Genomic DNA, 18,562 nt, shown 5'->3' with positions numbered 1-18,562 from the left:
GGCGCCTTCGCTGGCAAGCCCGTTCCCGCGAAGAGGGGTATTTAGAGCGCGAAGGCGGTGCTGGCTGATCGTCAATTTGCGCAAGTGACAAATAGCAATAATTCTCGATATCATTCGCGACCTTGTGCTCACCGCGTCGTCAAGAAGGATATCCATGTCTCGCTCCAAGACCGACTCTGCGTCGGCGGACTCTGTTCGCGGGTTCTATGCGGACATCCTGCATTTCCTGCGTAAACGCACGGACAACGCCAGCGACGCGGCGGACATGACCCAGGACGTGTTCACCCAATGGCTCGATTACCGTGATCGGGCCCAGGTCGAGCAGCCCCGGGCCTTTCTGTTCCAGATGGCGCGCAATCTGCTGCGCGATCATTGGCGACGCCAGCAAGTGCGTTCCAAGGTGCACCACGAGCCCCACCTCGAAGAAAACTTCGACAGCGAACCCCTGGCCGACGAACAGCATGAGCCGCTGCCCGCCATCCAGCGCCTGCAACGCCTGGAGCAATTGAAAGAAGTCCTCGCCCAACTCTCGCCGCGCCGCCGCGAAGCCCTTATGCTGCACCGCTTCGAAGGGCTGAGCCAGGCGCAGATCGCCGAACGCATGGGGATTTCCGTGAGCATGGTGGAGAAACACATCGCCTTTGCCCTGCTGCACTGCAAGCAGCACCTACAACGAGAAAATGGCAAGGAGCAGCCTGAATGACCCGCTTTCCCGGCACCCACGACGACCTCGACAGCGAACAGATCGATGCTCAGGCCGCCAGCTGGTTCGCCCGTAACCGCAATGATCCGGATCGCGCCACGCGCAAGGCCTTCGATAGCTGGATCAGTGAACCGGCCCATGCCCGGGCCTACGCCGAATTCGAGGCGCTGTGGGACGACCTGGCGCAGTTGCAGCAACTGAGCCGCCCGGTGCCGCTCCCCCGGCGCAAGACGCCACTCTGGCGGCCGGCCCTGGCAGTGGCCGCCGCCTTGCTGTGCGCGGTGCTGGCGGTCAACCTGGGCACGCCCCAGGCCCCCTACCGGCAGCAGATCGCGGCCCAGGAACAGGGGGCACGGGCCTTCAAGCTGCCGGACGGTAGCACCTTGTACGTCAACGCCAATACCCAGGTGACCATCGATTTCAGCGCCCATCAGCGCAACATCTACCTGCAGTTGGGCCAGCTGTACCTGGAAGTCGCCGCCGACAAGGAACGTCCGCTGTGGGTGCACAGCGGCGAGGCCAAGGTGCGGGTGGTGGGCACCGCCTTCGACGTGCGTCGCGGCCAGCGCCAACTGGTGGTCAGCGTGGCCCACGGCCAGGTGGCCTTCAGCCCGGACGGCAAGCCCGGGGAGTTGACCCTGCTGAGCGCTCGACAACAGGCCACCTATGACCTGCAAAAAGGCACCCTGCGCCAGCAGCCCCTGGACCGCGACGAGGTGGCCGACTGGCGCAGCGGGCGCCTGGCCTTTCGCAACCGCGACCTGGCGAGCCTGGTGGACGAGCTGAACCTGTACCGCCACCAGCCGGTACAACTGGCCGAGGGCCCGCTGAGCGCCTACAAGGTTTCCGGCAACCTCGACGTCAACGATCCGGATGCCTTGGTCAAGGCTCTACCGGCCCTGATCCCGGTAAAAACCCGGGTACAGGCCAACGGTCGGCTGAAAATCGAAGCCCGCTGAATTTTATATGAGAATATTTTGCATTCGCATATGAGGTTTTTTTTCACTGCCGCGTCTTCCTCCTGTCTGCGATCTGTCCGCAGCGCCTTTTTGGCCTTTAAGCCGCTCTGGGGGAAGTCATGTTTCGCGCGTTCTTGCCTGTTCCGTTAGTCCGTACCCGCCCGACCCTGCTCGCCGCCTGCCTGGCATTCAGCCTGCAGGCCCATGCCGGGCCGCTGCATTTCCAGCTGCCGGCGCAGCCTCTGGCCGCCTCCCTGAGCCAGATCGCCCAGCAGGCAAAGATCCAGCTGCTGTTCGATGAGCAACTGCTGCGCAATGCCAAGGCCCCGGCCCTGCAAGGCGACTACAGCCCGGAAGAGGCGATCCGCGCCCTGCTGCAGAACGGCCAGTTCAACCTGATGAAGGTCGACAACACCTACATCGTGCGCCCTGCCGAGACCAGCCTCAGCAGTGGTTCGGCCTTGCAACTGGGGGCCATGAGCGTGATCGGCAATGGCACCGAGGTGGACGCCGCCAGTGTTGGCCGCTCGACCCTGAACCAGACGGAAATCGATCGCCACCAGTCCAACAACGTGGTCAGCCTGATCGACACCCTGCCCGGCGTGAGCCTGGGCGGCTCGCTCAAACCCGGCGGCCAGACCATCAACATCTGGGGCCTGGGAGACGCCGAAGACGTACCGATCACCGTCGACGGCGCCACCAAGAGCGGCTTCGAGCGCTACCAGCAGGGAGTGATCTTCATCGAGCCGGAACTGATCCGTCGGGTGGAAGTGGAGAAAGGCCCGCACTCGCCGAAGACCGGGAACGGCGGCTTCGGCGGCACCGTGCACACCGAGACCAAGGATGCCCCGGACCTGCTGCAGGACGGACGCAATGTCGGCGCCATGGTCAAGTACGGCTACAGCAGCAACGACCATCAACAGGCCTACACCTCTGCCGTCTATGGCCGTTCCGATGACCATCGCTTCGATGCCCTGGCTTACTGGACCAAGCGCGACGGCGACGACATGAAGCTGGCCAGTTCCATTCCCGACCCGCGCAATGAATACCTGATCAACCCCAAGCGCCAGCCCAACACAGCTCAGGACCTGGACGGCGAGCTCTATAAGTTCAACATGCAACTGACCGACGAGCATCGCCTGGGCTTGAGCTACATGCGCTCCAACAGTGACATCTGGGCGCCCTTCTCGGCCAAGACCTACCCGGCGCCGCCCAGCAAGGCCAACATCGACAAGTACGGTTATGACGGCGCCACCAAGCGCTACCTGGCTCAGCGCAATACCGTCGACACCACCTGGCTGACCAAGTACGAGTATCAGCCGGTAGACAACCCCTGGGTCGACCTCAAGGTCCAATACTCCAACTCCAAGACCGACCAGACCGACGAGCGCGGCCCGACCGCTTTCTATCAACCGGTCACTGGCGGTCGCAAGATCACCGTGGGCTACGAGGACAAGATCCTCGAAGTGACCAATACCAGCCGCTTCAGCACCGGCCCTCTGGAACACGCCTTCACCACAGGTGCGCAGATCCGCAAGCACACTCGCGAGGTGGACATGTGGATGCCGGGCAAGACCTATGAAGTGCCCAAGTACAACTACGGCCACTACCAGCCGGGCTTCATGCCCCATGGCAAGGTCGACAACAACGCCTTCTACATCCAGGACGCGGTAACTCTGGGGGACTTCACCCTGACCCCATCGCTGCGCTACGACCATGTACGCAACCGTGGCGAGCAAAACGATGCGCCGCTGTACAACAGCACCAGCCCCAAGGACGGCCATGACTATGGTGACAAGACCTACACCGGCTGGTCGCCGCGCCTCTCGGCGTTCTGGAACGTCAATCCGAACCTGGCGCTGTTCGCCGACTACAGCAAGACCTGGCGCGCACCGGTAATCGACGAGCAGTACGAAGTTCAGGCCCCCGGCAGCACGCGCTCGGCCACCAGCCGTAACCTGGACCCGGAGCGCATCACCGCACTGCGAGCAGGGACCATCCATAATTTCTCCAAGGTGCTGACCGACAACGACAACGCGCAGATCCGCACCACGGTGTTCCAGAACAAGATCACCAACGAGATCCTCAAGGCCACCGGCATCGGCTGTGCGGAGCAGTTGAGCACTGGCAAGAGCATCTCTCAGGTGTGCAAGGAATCGCCGATGTCGGTGTATCGCAACATCGGCGACCTGACCATCAAAGGCTTTGAAGTCGAGAGCTACTACGACTCCACCTACCTGTTCGGCGCCCTGTCTTACTCATGGATCACCGGCAAGCACCAAGGCGCCTATACCAACCCTTGGGGACCGAACGTCTGGGCCCGGGACATTCCGCCACGCAAGTGGGTGGCGACCCTGGGGCTGAAGATTCCCCAATGGGATGCCCAGGTTGGCTGGCAGGGCCAGTGGGTACGCCAGACCGACCGCCTGCCCAGCGACAAATACCCCAGCGGTCCGGCCAGTAGCCTGGGTGATTCCTACTGGGACCAGTACGGCAATGATCGCTACAACGTGCAGGGCCTGTTTGCCAACTGGAAGCCCCAACAAGCCTATCTCAAGGGCACTGAAGTCAACTTCACCCTGGATAACATGTTCAACCGCGACTACCGTCCGGCCCTCAGCGGCGACAACGCCTACAGCGTCGGACGCAACGCCAAGATCAGCGTGACCCGCTTCTTCTGACGGCAACTGGCTGCGGTGCATCGGATGCACCGCAGCAGGCCAGCCGTTGGCCATCACGGATGTATTGCAAGCCTTTAGCCAAGCCCTGCCGCCCGCGCCTGCCGGGCTAAGATCGACTCCCCCCTGAAAACCGCTGAAATGCCTTTGGGCGCTTTCAGCCGACTTCCCATTGATTATGTACGACATTCGTCGTACAAACGAGAAAGCATCATGGACAGAGGCTTCAGGAAGGTCAGGCGGGACCTGATCGATGCACTACAGAGCGGCAACTATGTGCATGCCGCGGCTCGATCGAGGTCAAGAACCTGCTGGCCACCGGTGAGGTTTCGGCCGGCCAACTGATCGAGGTCATCGGCGCCTGCAAGGGCACCGACCACCAGTGCAGTGCCCACCACAGCGCCCCGGACCTTGCCGTCCATGTGCTGAATAAGGCGGGCTGGTACATCAAGTTCTACTTTATCGAGCCAGATGTGTGGTTCATCAGCGTTCACCGATGAGGGCAACCCATGAAACTCTATCTGCAGGGCGACCGGGGCAAGGCGCTTTGTGAGCATTGCCAGCAGGTCGTGGGCATCACCTACACCCGCCGCGACGTACCGTTCAGCGACGGCAACGGCCAGGCCCGGGAGATCCTGGTGGGGGTCTGCGACCTGTGCGCCACGGTGGTAGCCATCCCGCCCCAGTCGACGCCGGCGATCAAGGAAGCGCGCCGCCAGCAACTGACCTCCATCGAGGCGCGGCTGCCAGCGGTCTACCTCGACGTGCTGGATGCCGCGATGCACTCGGTGGCCGAGGACGCCGGGGTACAGATGCGCAAATTGTTCTTCAGCTACTACTTCAGCGCCCCCGCCGAGCCTGGCCTGGAGCAGGTACACGAGGGTTTCGCCACGTACCTGGCGGAACAGGCCAAGGCCCGCCAGTTGCCTGCCGTGCCGGCAATGAAGCGCCTGTCGCTGAAGGTCAACCACTATGTGGCTGAGGATCTCGCGCGTCTGCTGGAGGCAACCCGGATGACCCAGACCGAACTGCTGAAATCGCTGATCGCACAGATTCGCCTGGATGTGCTGGAGGGCGGCAACCCGGCGGTGATCGCCGACCTGCGCCAACTGGCGCGCCTGGGCCTGTAACCGCTCAGCCCGCGCCTCGTCCGGGCGCCCTGCCCGCCTGCAGCCAATCCCCCCGGCGCCAGTGAAGGCATGCCACGATGGCCTGCCTCTTCACCGGCAAGCCGGCGCCTACAAGATGTAACGCCGTAAGCCTCGTAGGAGCTGGCTTGCCAGCGAAAGCGCCGCCAGGTGCGATGCACGACACGAGGACTTACAAAGCGTTGCGGCGTACCAGGCTGAGATCGGGGGCGCTGCGGCGCTGGCTCAGGTAGCGGGTGCAACTGACCCGCAGGAAGGAGGCGAAATTCACCACTTCGCCGCGATAGTCCATGACCTCTTCATACAGCTTGGCAATCAGCTGGTTGGTGGTCATGCCGTCCACTTCGGCAATTTCGCTGAGGATGTCCCAGAACTGGTTTTCCAGGCGCAAGGTGGTGACCACGCCACAGATACGCAACGAGCGGGAACGGGATTCATAAAGAATCGGGTCGGCCTTGACGTACAGCTCGCACATGACGTGGTCCTCGCTTAAAGGGTGATGCGGGTGCCCAGCAGGCCCAGGAAACCCGCCAGCCAGCTGGGGTGCGCCGGCCACGCTGGGGCGGTGACCAGATTGCCCTGGACGTGACCTTCAGTCACCGGGATATCGATGTAAGTGCCACCGGCCAGACGCACTTCCGGGGCACAGGCCGGATAGGCACTGCATTCACGACCTTCGAGGATGCCCGCTGCCGCCAGCAGTTGCGCGCCATGGCACACCGCAGCAATCGGCTTGCCGGCCTGGTCGAATTCCTTGACCAGTTGCAGGACTTTTTCGTTCAGGCGCAGGTATTCCGGTGCACGTCCGCCGGGGATCAGCAGGGCGTCGTAATCAGCGGAGCTGACCTGGGCAAAATCGAAGTTGAGGGCAAACAGGTGACCCGGTTTCTCGCTGTAGGTCTGGTCGCCCTCGAAGTCGTGGATCGCCGTACGCACGGTCTGCCCGGCGCTCTTGTCCGGGCACACGGCGTGCACCGTATGACCGACCATCAGCAGTGCCTGGAACGGCACCATCACTTCGTAGTCTTCGACGTAATCGCCAACCAGCATGAGGATCTTTTTCGCGGCCATGGAGTGGACTCCTTTCAGGGAAAGACGTGGGCGGAATGAGTACTCAAGGTAGTCCCAATCCGCCAGCCCGGGTAATAGCCACTTACTACAGCGGCAAGCTGTAAGCCTCAAGCTGCTGGCGTGAAACTCCAGACTGGTGGCTTGCAGCTTACTGCTTGGCGCTGCTGCTCTGTAGATAGCCGTCGGCCTTGAGCAGGGTTTCCAGGCAGTGTTCGCTGATCTGGTAGAAGGCCTTGAGCTCTTCGATCCTGGCCAGCAGTTGGGTCGGGTCAACCGGCTCGGCACGCTTGACCGCAAGGATCATCTTGTTCTTGTTGGTGTGTTCCAGGGAGATGAATTCAAAGACCTTGGTTTCATAACCGCAGGCTTCGAGGAACAGGGCCCGCAGGCTGTCAGTGACCATCTCCGCCTGCTGCCCCAGGTGCAGGCCGTATTGCAGCATCGGCTTGAGCAGCGCCGGGCTCTGGATCTGCAGGCGGATCTGCTTGTGACAGCACGGCGAGCACATGATGATCGCCGCGCCGGAGCGGATGCCGGTGTGGATCGCGTAGTCGGTGGCGATATCACAGGCATGCAGAGCAATCATCACGTCCAGTTCGCTGGGGGCCACACTGCGCACATCGCCACACTTGAACACCAGGCCCGGATGCTCCAGACGCGCGGCGGCGGTGTTGCACAGGGTCACCATGTCCTCACGCAATTCGACACCGGTGACGTCACCCTGGGCCTGCAAGGTGTTGCGCAGGTAATCGTGGATGGCGAACGTCAGATAGCCCTTGCCGGAGCCGAAGTCCGCGACCCGCACCGGCTGGTCGAGCTTGATCGGCGAGCTGCCCAGGGCGTGGCTGAAGACCTCGATGAACTTGTTGATCTGCTTCCACTTGCGCGACATGGCCGGGATCAGTTCGTGCTGCTTGTTGGTCACTCCAAGATCGGCCAGGAAAGGTCGGCTCAGGTCGAGAAAGCGGTTCTTCTCGCGGTTGTGCTCGGCGGACGGCACATCGCGCTGGGTTTGCGGCTTGCCCTTGAACAGCGAGCTCTTGCCCTTCTTGCTGTATTCCAGCTGCACTTCGTCGGTCAGGGTCAGCAGATGGGCATTCTTGAACGAGGCCGGCAGCAGCCCGGCGATGGTGGCCACGCCCTCGTCCAGGGGGAAGTTCTTGGTGATGTCACGGGTCTTGTAGCGATAGACGAAAGACAGGCACGGCTGCTCCTTGACCGTCAGTTGCTTGATGATCAGCCGTTGCAGGTCCGCCTCCGGGCCCACGTGCTTGGCCAGTACCAGCTTGATAAAGGCGTTTTGCGCAAGGCTGGTGTCGAGCAATTGCAGGAACTGGGCGTGATGATCCGGCGCGGGACGGGCGGAAGGTGCGGTGACAGACATGGGGGCAGGTGCCTCGGGCAATGCGGGGTGTGAATCAGGGAGTGGCAGGTATTTTAGGGAGCTAGCCCCGTCGGGGCACGAAGTTATTCACCCGACGGTAAAAAATCCTCGCCCGAGGGCGGTGCAAGGCTCAGGGGCCATTCGCTGGCAAGCCGGCTCCTGCATGAACAACACCGATATCGCAACGCCGTAGGAGCTGGCTTGCCAGCGAAGGCGTCCTCAAGGGCGGTGCAAGACTCAGGGGCCTGTTCGCCGGCAAGCCGGCTCCTACGGCGGCGGGCTCAGTTGAGCACTACGAGGCGGTTGGGCAATTCGTTGCGTACCTGGGTCAGGGGCACATGGGTCTTGAGCAACTCGCCGCTGGCTTCAATACAGTCGAGGAAGCCCTGCAGGGTCTGGCCCTGGCGCACTTGCTGGGTAAAGTTGCGCACGATGCCGTTCCACTGCTTGTTATCCAGACGCTTGGAAATGCCCTCGTCCACGAGGATTTCCACATAGCGCTCGGCTTCGCTGACAAAGATCAGCACCCCGGTACCGCCCACGGTGTGGTGCAGATTCTGTTCGAGAAACTGCCGCCGGGCCAGGTTCGAGGCGCGCCAGTGGCGCACCGACCGCGGGATCAGCCGGGTGGTGATCTTGGGCAGGCGGAACACCAGGCACAGCACGATGAAGGTCGCCCATTGCGCCAGCAGCAACAGGTGCATGTTCAGCCAGCCGGTGGCGTAGTGCACCAGCCCCGGCACCACCAGCGCCAGCAGACTGGCCCAGAGCAACGGGATGTAGGCATAGTCGTCGGCCCGGGCGGCCAGCACCGTCACCAGTTCGGCGTCGGTCTGGCGTTCGACTCGGGCGATGGCTTCGGCCACCTGCCGTTGTTCGTACTCACTCAGTAATGCCATGTCGTTGGATACCCTCTTTTTATTTTCAGTTACCAGCCGCCGGAGGAACCGCCGCCGCCAAAACTGCCACCGCCCCCGCTGAAGCCGCCACCACCGCCGGACCCGCCACCAAAACCGCCACCGCCGAAACCGCCGAAGCCACCGCCTCCGTCACCGCCGCGCCCGCTGGTGGTGGTGATGAACCCGAGCGCCTGCGCCACTATCACCACCAGGATGAACAGCAGCACCAGGAAGATGAACAGCAACGGATGACGCTGGACAAAATCGTCCTGGTCGCTGCTCTCGACGCTGTCATACACCGGGTTCGGTTGGTCCAGCGGCGTGCCACCGAGCACCAGCAGCATGGCCGAGACGCCGTCGCTGATGCCCTTGCTGAATTGTCCAGTCTTGAACGCCGGGGTAATCACCTGATTGATGATCACCGAGGCCTGGGCATCGGTCAGGCGATCCTCCAGACCATAACCCACTTCAATGCGCAGCTTGCGCTCGTCCCGGGCAACGATCAGCAGCGCGCCGTTGTTCTTGTCCTTCTGGCCAATGCCCCAGTAACGCCCCAGCTGATAGCCGTAGTCCTCAATGCTGGCACCTTGCAAGTCAGGCAGGGTCACCACCACCAACTGCTCGCCGGTGGCCTGTTCGTGGGCTTGCAACTGCCGAGTCAGCTGGGCGCTGATGGTTGGTTCGATCAACTGGGCGTTGTCCACCACCCGCCCACTCAGAGCCGGGAACTTCAGCTCGGCCTGGGCCGTGACCGCAAAGACCCAGAGCAACAGCACCAGGCCGATTTTATAGAGTCGCATCAGCACCTCATCCTCAATGATTGTCCGCTTGCGCTACCCAGTGCCGGACGCCCCGCCTCCGCCAAAACTGCCACCACCGCTCCGGCTGCTGTCGGAGTCGGAACTGGAACTGGAACGGCTGTTGCGCCGATACGGCGCCACTCACCAGGCATAGCGACAGCAGCGCGCTTTGCAGCACGCGCTGCCCGAGGCTCATCAGAATTTCACTTGCGGCGCTTTGTCGGCGTCAGGGCTGGTGGCCTCGAAGGACGCACGCACCGGCAAGTCGCTGTACATCAGGCTGTGCCACAGGCGACCGGGGAAAGTGCGGATCTCGGTGTTGTACTTCTGCACCGCGAGGATGAAGTCGCGGCGGGCCACGGCGATGCGGTTCTCGGTGCCTTCAAGCTGGGATTGCAGGGCCAGGAAGTTCTGGTTGGCCTTCAAATCCGGGTAGCGCTCGGAGACCACCATCAGGCGGCTCAGGGCACCGCTCAACTGATCCTGGGCCTGCTGGAACTGCTTGAGTTTTTCCGGGTTGTCCAGGGTACTGGCGTCCACCTGGATCGAAGTGGCCTTGGCCCGGGCCTCGATCACCGCAGTGAGGGTTTCCTCTTCATGCTTGGCGTAGCCCTTGACGGTCTCCACCAGGTTGGGAATCAGATCGGCACGACGCTGGTACTGGTTCTGCACCTGGCCCCAATCGGCCTTGACCTGCTCATCGAGGGTCGGAATGTTGTTGATGCCACAACCACTGAGCAGGCTGGTGAGCAGCAACAGGGCGGCAACGGGCCAGCTCGAGCGCAGGCTTTGGGTGATGTTCATGGGTGGGGCTCCTTGCACAACCTGATGGAAAAGAATCTTTTGCCCGGTTTCACACATCCTGTGGGGCAAAATCTGCCTGCGCCACTGGAATGCATCGGGCTGATGGGCTAAAAGATGCCCAGCGCGAAAAAGAGTTCAGAAGTGTGCGGGAATTATCTGAACAACAATAGTCGCTCCCTAAATTTTGGCTGTTCGACGCGTCACTCATGCGTCGGTCTTGAGCCCCTGAGAACACTATTCATGAATAAGCTGTGTTTGCTGGGCCTGCTGGTCAGCCTGGCCAGTCACCCTGTGTTGGCCGAATCTGCCCCGGTCCCCCTGGAAAACAAAGAAGCCTTTATCAGCGATCTGCTCCAGCGCATGACCCTGGAAGAGAAGATCGGCCAGTTGCGCCTGATCAGCATCGGCCCGGAAATGCCTCGCGAGCTGATCCGCAAGGAAATCGCCGCAGGCAACATCGGCGGCACCTTCAACTCCATCACCCGCCCGGAAAACCGGCCGATGCAGGACGCGGCCATGCGCAGCCGGCTGAAGATCCCGATGTTCTTCGCCTATGACGTGATCCACGGCCACCGGACCATCTTCCCCATCAGCCTGGCCCTGGCGTCCAGCTGGGACATGGACGCCATCGGCCGCTCCGGGCGCATCGCCGCCAAGGAAGCCAGCGCCGACAGCCTGGACATCACCTTCGCACCCATGGTCGACATCTCCCGCGATCCACGCTGGGGCCGTACCTCCGAAGGCTTCGGTGAAGACACCTATCTGGTCTCGCGGATTGCCAAGGTGATGGTCAAGGCCTACCAGGGCCAGAGCCCGGCCTTGCCGGACAGCATCATGGCCAGCGTCAAGCATTTCGCCCTGTACGGCGCCGTGGAAGGCGGTCGCGACTACAACATCGTCGACATGAGCCCGGTGAAGATGTACCAGGACTACCTGCCGCCCTACCGCGCGGCCATCGACGCCGGTGCCGGCGGAGTGATGGTGGCCCTGAACTCCATCAACGGCGTGCCGGCCACCTCCAACACCTGGCTGATGAACGACCTGCTGCGCAAGGAGTGGGGCTTCAAGGGCCTGGCGGTGAGCGACCACGGGGCGATCATCGAGCTGATCCGCCACGGCGTCGCCAAGGACGGTCGCGAAGCGGCCAAGCTGGCGATCAAGGCCGGCATCGACATGAGCATGAACGACTCGCTGTACGGCAAGGAACTGCCGGGGCTGCTCAAGTCCGGGGAGATCGAGCAGAAGGACATCGACAACGCCGTGCGTGAAGTGCTGGCGGCCAAGTACGACATGGGCCTGTTCAAGGACCCTTATGTGCGTATCGGCAAGGCCGAGGACGACCCGGCCGACACCAACGCCGAAAGCCGCCTGCACCGCAGCGACGCCCGGGACATTGCCCGCCGCAGCCTGGTGCTGCTGAAGAACCAGAACGACACCCTGCCGCTGAAGAAAACCGCGAAGATCGCCCTGGTAGGCCCCCTGGCCAAGGCGCCGATCGACATGATGGGCAGTTGGGCCGCCGCCGGCGTTCCGGCACAGTCGGTGACGCTGTATGACGGCATGCGCAACGTTCTGGGCGACAACGCCCAATTGGTCTACGCCCGGGGTTCCAACATCACCGCCGACAAAAAGGTGGTGGATTACCTGAACTTCCTCAACTTCGATGCCCCGGAAGTGGTGGACGACCCACGCTCTGCGCAGCAGATGATCGACGAAGCGGTCAAGGCGGCCAAGCAGTCGGATGTGATCGTGGCCGCGGTGGGCGAGTCCCGTGGCATGTCCCACGAGTCTTCGAGCCGCACCGATCTGCATATTCCCGCCAGCCAGCGGGAGCTGATCAAGGCCCTCAAGGCCACCGGCAAGCCTCTGGTGCTGGTGCTGATGAATGGCCGTCCGCTGTCACTGCTGGAAGAAAACCAGCAAGCCGACGCCATCCTGGAAACCTGGTTCAGCGGCACCGAAGGCGGCAACGCCATTGCCGACGTACTGTTCGGCGACTACAACCCGTCGGGCAAGCTGCCGATCACCTTCCCCCGTTCCGTGGGCCAGATTCCCACCTACTACAACCACCTGACCATTGGCCGGCCGTTCACGCCGGGCAAGCCAGGCAACTACACCTCGCAGTACTTCGACGACACCACCGGCCCCCTGTTTCCGTTCGGCTATGGCTTGAGCTACACCAGCTTCAGCCTTTCAGACATGGCGCTGTCCTCCACCACCCTGAACAAGAGCGGCAAGCTCGATGCCAGCGTGACCGTGAAGAACACCGGCAAGCGTGACGGCGAAACCGTGGTGCAGCTGTATATCCAGGACGTGGCCGGCTCGATGATCCGCCCGATCAAGGAATTGAAGAACTTCCAGAAAGTCATGCTCAAGGCCGGTGAAGAGAAATCCATCCACTTCACCATCACCGAGGACGACCTGAAGTTCTACAACGCGCAGCTCAAGTACGCCGCGGAACCGGGCGACTTCAATGTACAGATCGGCCTGGATTCCCAGGACGTCAAGCAACAGAGCTTCGAACTGCTCTGATCCCCTGTGACGGGTCGGCGCTGAAACAGCGCCGGCCGGTTACGCCTCTGCCCTTGGCGCCTAGCCGCGACGATCCAGCAGGTTGACCACCAGGCGGTCGACCCAGCCCCAGATCCGCTGCTTGATCCGCCGCCACAACGGCCGGTTGCGCCACTGCGCCAGGCTGATCTCTTCACTCTGGGCAAAGTCCGCCTCGAAGCTCGCCGCCACGGAGCGCGTCAGTGGCGGGTCCAGGGCTTCCAGGTTGGCTTCCAGGTTGAAGCGCAGGTTCCAGTGGTCGAAATTGCACGAGCCCACACTGACCCAGTCGTCCACCAGCGCCATCTTCAAATGCAGGAAACGCGGCTGATACTCGAAGATCCGCACGCCGGCCTTGAGCAGGCGCGGGTAGTAACGGTGCCCGGCATAGCGCACGGCCGGATGGTCGGTGTGCGGCCCGGTCAGCAACAGGCGTACGTCGACGCCCCGGGCGGCCGCCTTGCGCAATGAGCGCCGCACCGACCAGGTGGGCAAGAAATAAGGCGTGGCCAGCCAGATGCGTTGCTGGCCGCTGTGCAGGGCACGAATCAGTGAATGCAGGATGTCGCGATGCTGACGCGAGTCGGCATAAGCCACACGGCCCATGCCCTCCCCCGAGTCAGGTACACGGGGCAGATGGGGCAGGCCAAAATCGACGTTGGGCCGCCAGGCGCCCCTGCGCAGGTTGGCGCTCCACTGGCGATCGAACAGCCTCTGCCAGTCCTGCACCGTGGGCCCGGCGATCTCCACCATCACTTCATGCCAATCGCAGCTGTTGTCCTCGGGCTGCCAGAACTCATCGGTAACCCCAGTACCGCCCACCACGGCCAGGGACTGGTCCACCAACAGCAGTTTTCGATGGTCGCGGTAAAGGTTGAGAAAGCCCTGGCGCCACTTCAGGCGGTTGTAGAAACGCAACTCGACACCGGCCTTGGTCAAGCGCAGGCGCAAGGCCTGGGTAAAGGCCAGGCTGCCATAGTCATCGAACAGACAGCGCACCCGTACCCCGCGCTCGGCAGCCTGGACCAGGGCCCGGACCAAAGCCTCGGCACATGAACCGGCTTCCACCAGATACAGCTCCAGCTCCACCTGTTGCTGGGCGCGAGCAATGGCCACCAGCATGCGCGGAAAGAACTGGGGACCGTCGATCAGCAGCTCGAAGCGGTTGCCTTCACGCCAGGGGAACACCGCTCCGCGCATTTCAGCGCGCCGTGAAGATCAGTACCGCACCCACCGGTACCGAGAAACTGATGGCCGACAAGCCAGCCACCTTGCGCAGGCTGTCGAGGCCCGGCGCCAGGTTGAAGTCTTCGGCATTGAGGACCAGGGGTTCCAAGGTCACCACCTGGAAACGCCGCTCATCCAGGCGAGTGGCCAGCAGTTCGGCGTTGTAGGTGTGTTCCTGGCCGTGCAGGGCCACGGTGACCGGCAGCAGCAACTCGATCTGCGCCCCGGGGGCCAGGTCGTTGATCGGCCGCAGGTTGATCTGCGCCGTGATCTGCGCCTCGGGAAACTGCTGGACCTGGAACAGCTCCTGGCGCATGCGTTCATCCCGCAGAGGAATGCCGCTGCTGACCGAGTCCAGCTCGATCTGCAACTGGGCCAGGCCCTTGGCGTCGACCTTGCCGTGCAACACCAGAAAGCGCTGGACCTCGGAAATGCTGGCGTTCTTGGTGGTCACGAAGGACACCCGGGAAGACTCGTTGTCCAGGTACCAGTTGGCCTGGGCCGGCAGGGCCAGTACCCCGAGCAGGCTGAGAAGAAGGCGGATCGGCGTACGCATGCAAGCTCCCGTGAACAGAAGGCGCCACCTTAACCGGCTGCCAGGGGGCTGGCAAACACCGCGCTCAAGTGGGGCTCAGCCGTTGCAGACGGGGAATGGCTCAGGCAATGGACTTCTGCAATTGCTCGATGGTGTCGGCCAGCAATCCCAAGTGGCGATTGCGCACCAGTTCGACACAGCTCAGGTCCATCGGCCAATGCAGGGCGATGCTGCCGATCACCCGACCTTCGGCCTGCAACGGCAAGGCCACCGCGCGAATCAGAAAGGGCAGGCGCACCGGATACTCCCAGTGCCCCTCGGTACGCTGGCCGAACCCCAGATGCTGGGACTGAGCGCAAGCCTGTTGCCGGTCTTCGGCCGGCACTCGCTCACGCTCGGCCAGACGCGCGACTTCATCACTGGCCAGGGCCCCCAGGCAAGCCTTGCCCATGGCCGAATGAAACAGGCTGGCGTGCTGGCCGACAATCCGGCTGTTGGTCGGGTAACGCTTGCGCAACACCGAAGGCACCGCACTTTCCAGGACCTCAAGGTGCTCGCCGTCAAAACTCGACAGGTCACTGACCAGTCCGGTGCGTGCACTCAACTCCAGCATCCAGGGCGCTGCCTGCTCCACCAGATGGCGCTTGAAACGTTGCCGGCTGTCACCGAACAGGCTGCGAGCGCTCAGGCGATAACGCCGATCGCTGAGGCCACGGTAGATCCAGCCCTGCTCCTGCAGGGTCAGCAACATGCGCGACACCGTGGCCTTGGCTAGGCCCGTCAGGTAGTGCAGCTCCTCCAGGCCCAAGGCCTGGTGCTGACCCAGCAACTCGACGATGGCCAGGGCCCGTTCCACGGAACGCACGCTGCCGGTTTCTACCTTGCTGGCCATAGTCCGAACTCCCTGACTGAGGATGGGTAAAGGTTTTACCCAGCAAGATGCGGGCCTCAGAACCCTATCAACGGCATTTGCCTGGTTACAGCAGATTACCCGGAGGGTGTTGCCGCACCCATTGCGTCAGTTGTTCGTGGGCATAGGCCAGTTGCAGCACAGCGTGGTCGGCCTGGGCCGGCCCGATGATCTGCAAGCCCATGGGCAGGCCCGACAGATTGAACCCCACCGGAATGCTGATACTGGGCAGACCGGCCAGGGTCGGACCGATCACCACTTCCATCCAGCGGTGATAAGTGTCCATTTCCTGCCCATCGATCTGCCTTGGCCAGGCCTGCCGTGCATCGAAAGGGAACACCTGGGCCGTAGGCAGCAGCAGAAAATCGTAACGCTCGAACAGTCGCAGCAAGGCGCGATACCAATCGCTGCGACTCTGGGAAGCGCGATACACGTCCGCGGCACTGAGGTTGGCCGCGCCCTCTACTTCCCACCGTGCCTCGGGCTTGAGCCAGCGGCGCTGGTCCGGGTCGTTGTGCAACAGCCCCAGGGAACCCTGGACCAGCCAGTGCCGGTGCACCAGCCAGCAGTCCCACAGTTGTGCCATGGAAAACTCCGGCTGGCAGCTTTCCACTTCACAGCCCAGACGGGTGAAGTCGGCCAGGGCCTTTTCGCACAGGCTCAGGACTCCCTGCTCCATGGCCAGGTACCCGTTGTAGTCCCCCAGCCAGCCCAGGCGCAGTCCGCGTACATCCCGTTGCAGAGGCGCCTGCAGCAACGCCGGATCTTCCTTGAGGGACAAGGGCACCCGCGGGTCGTAACCGGCCTGGGTGCTCAACAGCCGTGCCACATCAGCCACCGTGCGGCCCATCGGTCCTTCGGTAGCCAGTTGTTGCACGAACAGCTCAGGGGTCGGGCCGAATGGCACCCGCCCCTGGGAGGGGCGCATGCCGAACACGTTGTTGAAGGCCGCCGGATTGCGCAGCGAGCCCATCATGTCGCTGCCATCGGCCACTGGAAGCATGCGCAAGGCCAGGGCCACCGCCGCACCGCCGCTGCTGCCGCCGGCGCTCAGGCTGCTGTCGTAGGCATTGCCGGTGGTGCCGAACAACTGGTTGTAGGTATGAGAGCCCAGGCCAAACTCCGGCACGTTGCTCTTGCCGACAATGATCGCGCCGCTGGCCCGGACCCGGGCCACGCTGATGGCATCCACCTGGGGTACCTGATCGGCGAACAGTGGCGACCCCATGCTGGTGGTCAGCCCCGCAGTGGCTGCCAGATCCTTGATCGCCTGGGGCATGCCATGCATCCAGCCCATGGACTGTCCCCGATCCAGTTGCCGGTCACGCTCATCGGCCTGGGCCAGCAGGTCCTGCGGATCGCACAGGGAGACCAGGGCATTGACGCCGGGGTTGTAACGCTCGATCTGCTGCAGATAAGCCTGCATCACCTCGCAACAGGACAGCTCGCGGGCATGGATCGCCCGGGAAAGCGCCAGGGCGTCCAGCTCGACGATGGATTCGTTGGCCATTGGTTCGCTGTGCTTGATCAAGACTCGCCTCCCAGGGTCACGGCATCGGGTTTGTCGTCTCTGACCGCGTCGTACATGCAGTAGATACCCAGCAGACTGAGGATCGAGGTCAGCAAGACATAGAAGGATGGCGCCACCGGCGTGGCCATGACCTTGCTCAGCCAGGTCACGATCAAGGGCGCAAAGCCACCGAACAGCATCACCGTAACGTTATACGCCACCGATACCCCAGTGGAGCGCACCTCGATGGGAAACTGCTCGGCCAGGGCCGTAGGACCGGGACCGAAAAAACCGCCAATGGCACCGCACAGCAACATCTGCATCACCAGCAGACGCTCAATGGACGGCGCCGCGGCGACCCACACATACAAGGGATAGACCATGACGAAAAACGCCAGGGTGAAGGCCATCAGCACCGGGCGCCGGCCGATGCGGTCCGACAGTGCTCCGGCAAAGGGAATCACCACGGTCATCAGGGCCACGGCCAACATCTGCACCAGCAGTACCTGATCCAGAGGCAGGCCGAGGTTGGTGTGGGCGAAGGTCGGCATGTTCACCAGCACCACATAGAAAGACACGGTGCCGCCGCAGCACAGGCCCATGGACACCAGGATTGCCCGGCGGTAGGCCGACACCACCTGCCACAGCCCCGGCCCCTTGCCACGCACCTGCTTGCGCGCCTCGATGAAGGCCTCCGGCTCCTCCATGTACTTGCGAATCCACAGCCCCACCGGACCGATCAGCAGACCGATCACGAACGGCAGGCGCCAGCCCCAGAGATCCAGGGTCTGTGGTGAAAAGAAGTGGGTCACCGCCGCCACCATCGCGGCTCCGCTGAACACCGCCAGGCACTGTCCTACCAGTTGCCAGGAGCCATACAGGCCTTTCTTGTCCGCCGGGGCACTTTCCACCAGGTAGGCCGTGGCGCTGGCGTACTCCCCCCCAGTGGCAAAGCCCTGAAGCATCCGCGCCACCACGATCAGCAACGGCGCGCCCAGGCCGATGGCCGCGTAGTTGGGGGCAAAGACGATCATCGCAATGGCCAGGGTCATCAGCTGGATGATCACCAACATGGCCGCCTTGCGGCCTTTGCGGTCGGAATACATGCCCAGCAGCACGCCGCCCACCGGGCGCATGAAAAAGCCCACGCCGAAGGTGGCCAGGGCCATCAGCAGCGAGGTGTACTCATCTTCAGCCGGAAAAAACTGGCGAGCGATAAAGCTGGCGAGAAAGCCATAGACGATGAAGTCATACCATTCCAGGGCGTTGCCAACCACGGCGGCAACCACCTGCCGGGTCTTGGAAACAGAGGGTATCGAGACGCTCATGGGAGGTTCCTTGAAACTTTTGAGCCTTCTTGCGGGCTCGGAAAAGTGCCGGGCGC

General features: G+C 62.7%; 16 protein-coding genes. 5 read left to right on the top strand and 11 right to left on the bottom strand.

The features are described 5' to 3' along the window. The first annotated feature begins 154 nt into the window (after nt 1-154). The 4 genes from P7C00_RS07560 (at nt 155) to P7C00_RS07545 (ending at nt 5,470) form a co-directional block, all read left to right on the top strand. Nucleotides 155-703 carry an RNA polymerase sigma factor gene (locus P7C00_RS07560; RefSeq protein ID WP_346634966.1) on the top strand — a complete coding sequence of 183 codons (549 nt, stop codon included), beginning with the start codon at nt 155-157 and terminating at the stop codon, nt 701-703. Next, nucleotides 700-1,662: a FecR family protein gene (locus tag P7C00_RS07555; RefSeq protein WP_404938503.1), complete on the top strand. Its 963-nt coding sequence runs from the start codon at nt 700-702 to the stop codon at nt 1,660-1,662. The genes P7C00_RS07560 and P7C00_RS07555 overlap by 4 nt, the downstream gene beginning before the upstream one ends. 119 nt (nt 1,663-1,781) lie before the next feature. Next, complete coding sequence (locus tag P7C00_RS07550; RefSeq protein WP_404938501.1) at nt 1,782-4,343, top strand: TonB-dependent hemoglobin/transferrin/lactoferrin family receptor; 2,562 nt, start codon at nt 1,782-1,784, stop codon at nt 4,341-4,343. Between the two features lie 506 nt (nt 4,344-4,849). After that, entirely contained in the window at nt 4,850-5,470 is a 621-nt protein-coding gene (locus P7C00_RS07545; RefSeq protein WP_346634969.1) for a hypothetical protein, read from the top strand. A 190-nt stretch (nt 5,471-5,660) separates the two neighbouring features. Here P7C00_RS07545 and P7C00_RS07540 read toward each other — a convergent pair whose 3' ends face one another. From P7C00_RS07540 to P7C00_RS07515, 6 genes are all read right to left on the bottom strand, one after another. Next, a complete protein-coding gene (locus tag P7C00_RS07540) occupies nt 5,661-5,963 on the bottom strand; it encodes a ribbon-helix-helix domain-containing protein (protein WP_346634970.1) in 303 nt (100 codons plus the stop codon). Nucleotides 5,964-5,977: 14 nt separating this feature from the next. Then, nucleotides 5,978-6,559, bottom strand: a complete 582-nt coding sequence (locus P7C00_RS07535) for a DJ-1/PfpI family protein (protein WP_346634971.1) — start codon at nt 6,557-6,559, stop codon at nt 5,978-5,980. Between the two features lie 148 nt (nt 6,560-6,707). Further along, on the bottom strand, nt 6,708-7,943 hold the full coding sequence (locus P7C00_RS07530; protein ID WP_404938499.1) for a class I SAM-dependent methyltransferase: 1,236 nt from the start codon (nt 7,941-7,943) through the stop codon (nt 6,708-6,710). A gap of 281 nt (nt 7,944-8,224) precedes the next feature. Continuing rightward, the gene (locus P7C00_RS07525; RefSeq protein ID WP_404938497.1) at nt 8,225-8,842 is read right to left on the bottom strand and encodes a TPM domain-containing protein; all 618 of its coding nucleotides are present in this window, start codon (nt 8,840-8,842) and stop codon (nt 8,225-8,227) included. Between the two features lie 29 nt (nt 8,843-8,871). After that, nucleotides 8,872-9,642, bottom strand: a complete 771-nt coding sequence (locus P7C00_RS07520; protein ID WP_404938494.1) for a TPM domain-containing protein — start codon at nt 9,640-9,642, stop codon at nt 8,872-8,874. Nucleotides 9,643-9,837: 195 nt separating this feature from the next. Continuing rightward, complete coding sequence (locus tag P7C00_RS07515) at nt 9,838-10,446, bottom strand: LemA family protein (protein ID WP_346634975.1); 609 nt, start codon at nt 10,444-10,446, stop codon at nt 9,838-9,840. A gap of 240 nt (nt 10,447-10,686) precedes the next feature. Here P7C00_RS07515 and bglX point away from each other — a divergent pair, with 240 nt between their 5' ends. Continuing rightward, the gene (gene bglX, locus P7C00_RS07510) at nt 10,687-12,978 is read left to right on the top strand and encodes a beta-glucosidase BglX (RefSeq protein ID WP_404938492.1); all 2,292 of its coding nucleotides are present in this window, start codon (nt 10,687-10,689) and stop codon (nt 12,976-12,978) included. 60 nt (nt 12,979-13,038) lie between these two features. Here bglX and P7C00_RS07505 read toward each other — a convergent pair whose 3' ends face one another. The 5 genes from P7C00_RS07505 to P7C00_RS07485 all read right to left on the bottom strand — a co-directional run bounded on the left by P7C00_RS07505 (nt 13,039) and on the right by P7C00_RS07485 (nt 18,506). Continuing rightward, nucleotides 13,039-14,196, bottom strand: coding sequence for a phospholipase D-like domain-containing protein (locus P7C00_RS07505; protein WP_404938490.1), 1,158 nt, complete (start codon nt 14,194-14,196; stop codon nt 13,039-13,041). Nucleotide 14,197: 1 nt separating this feature from the next. Further along, on the bottom strand, nt 14,198-14,779 hold the full coding sequence (locus P7C00_RS07500; protein WP_346634978.1) for a YceI family protein: 582 nt from the start codon (nt 14,777-14,779) through the stop codon (nt 14,198-14,200). A 100-nt stretch (nt 14,780-14,879) separates the two neighbouring features. Further along, nucleotides 14,880-15,650, bottom strand: a complete 771-nt coding sequence (locus tag P7C00_RS07495) for an IclR family transcriptional regulator (RefSeq protein ID WP_404938488.1) — start codon at nt 15,648-15,650, stop codon at nt 14,880-14,882. 85 nt (nt 15,651-15,735) lie between these two features. Further along, nucleotides 15,736-17,178, bottom strand: coding sequence for an amidase (locus P7C00_RS07490; RefSeq protein ID WP_404939929.1), 1,443 nt, complete (start codon nt 17,176-17,178; stop codon nt 15,736-15,738). 17 nt (nt 17,179-17,195) lie between these two features. Beyond that, on the bottom strand, nt 17,196-18,506 hold the full coding sequence (locus P7C00_RS07485) for an MFS transporter (RefSeq protein ID WP_346634980.1): 1,311 nt from the start codon (nt 18,504-18,506) through the stop codon (nt 17,196-17,198). Nucleotides 18,507-18,562: the final 56 nt, after the last annotated feature.

The organism is Pseudomonas sp. JDS08PS003 (assembly GCF_045013505.1).
Taxonomy (GTDB): Bacteria; Pseudomonadota; Gammaproteobacteria; order Pseudomonadales; family Pseudomonadaceae; genus Aquipseudomonas; species Aquipseudomonas protegens_B.
The sequence above is the reverse complement of the archived record's forward strand: the minus strand, read 5'-3'. Positions and strand labels throughout refer to the sequence as shown.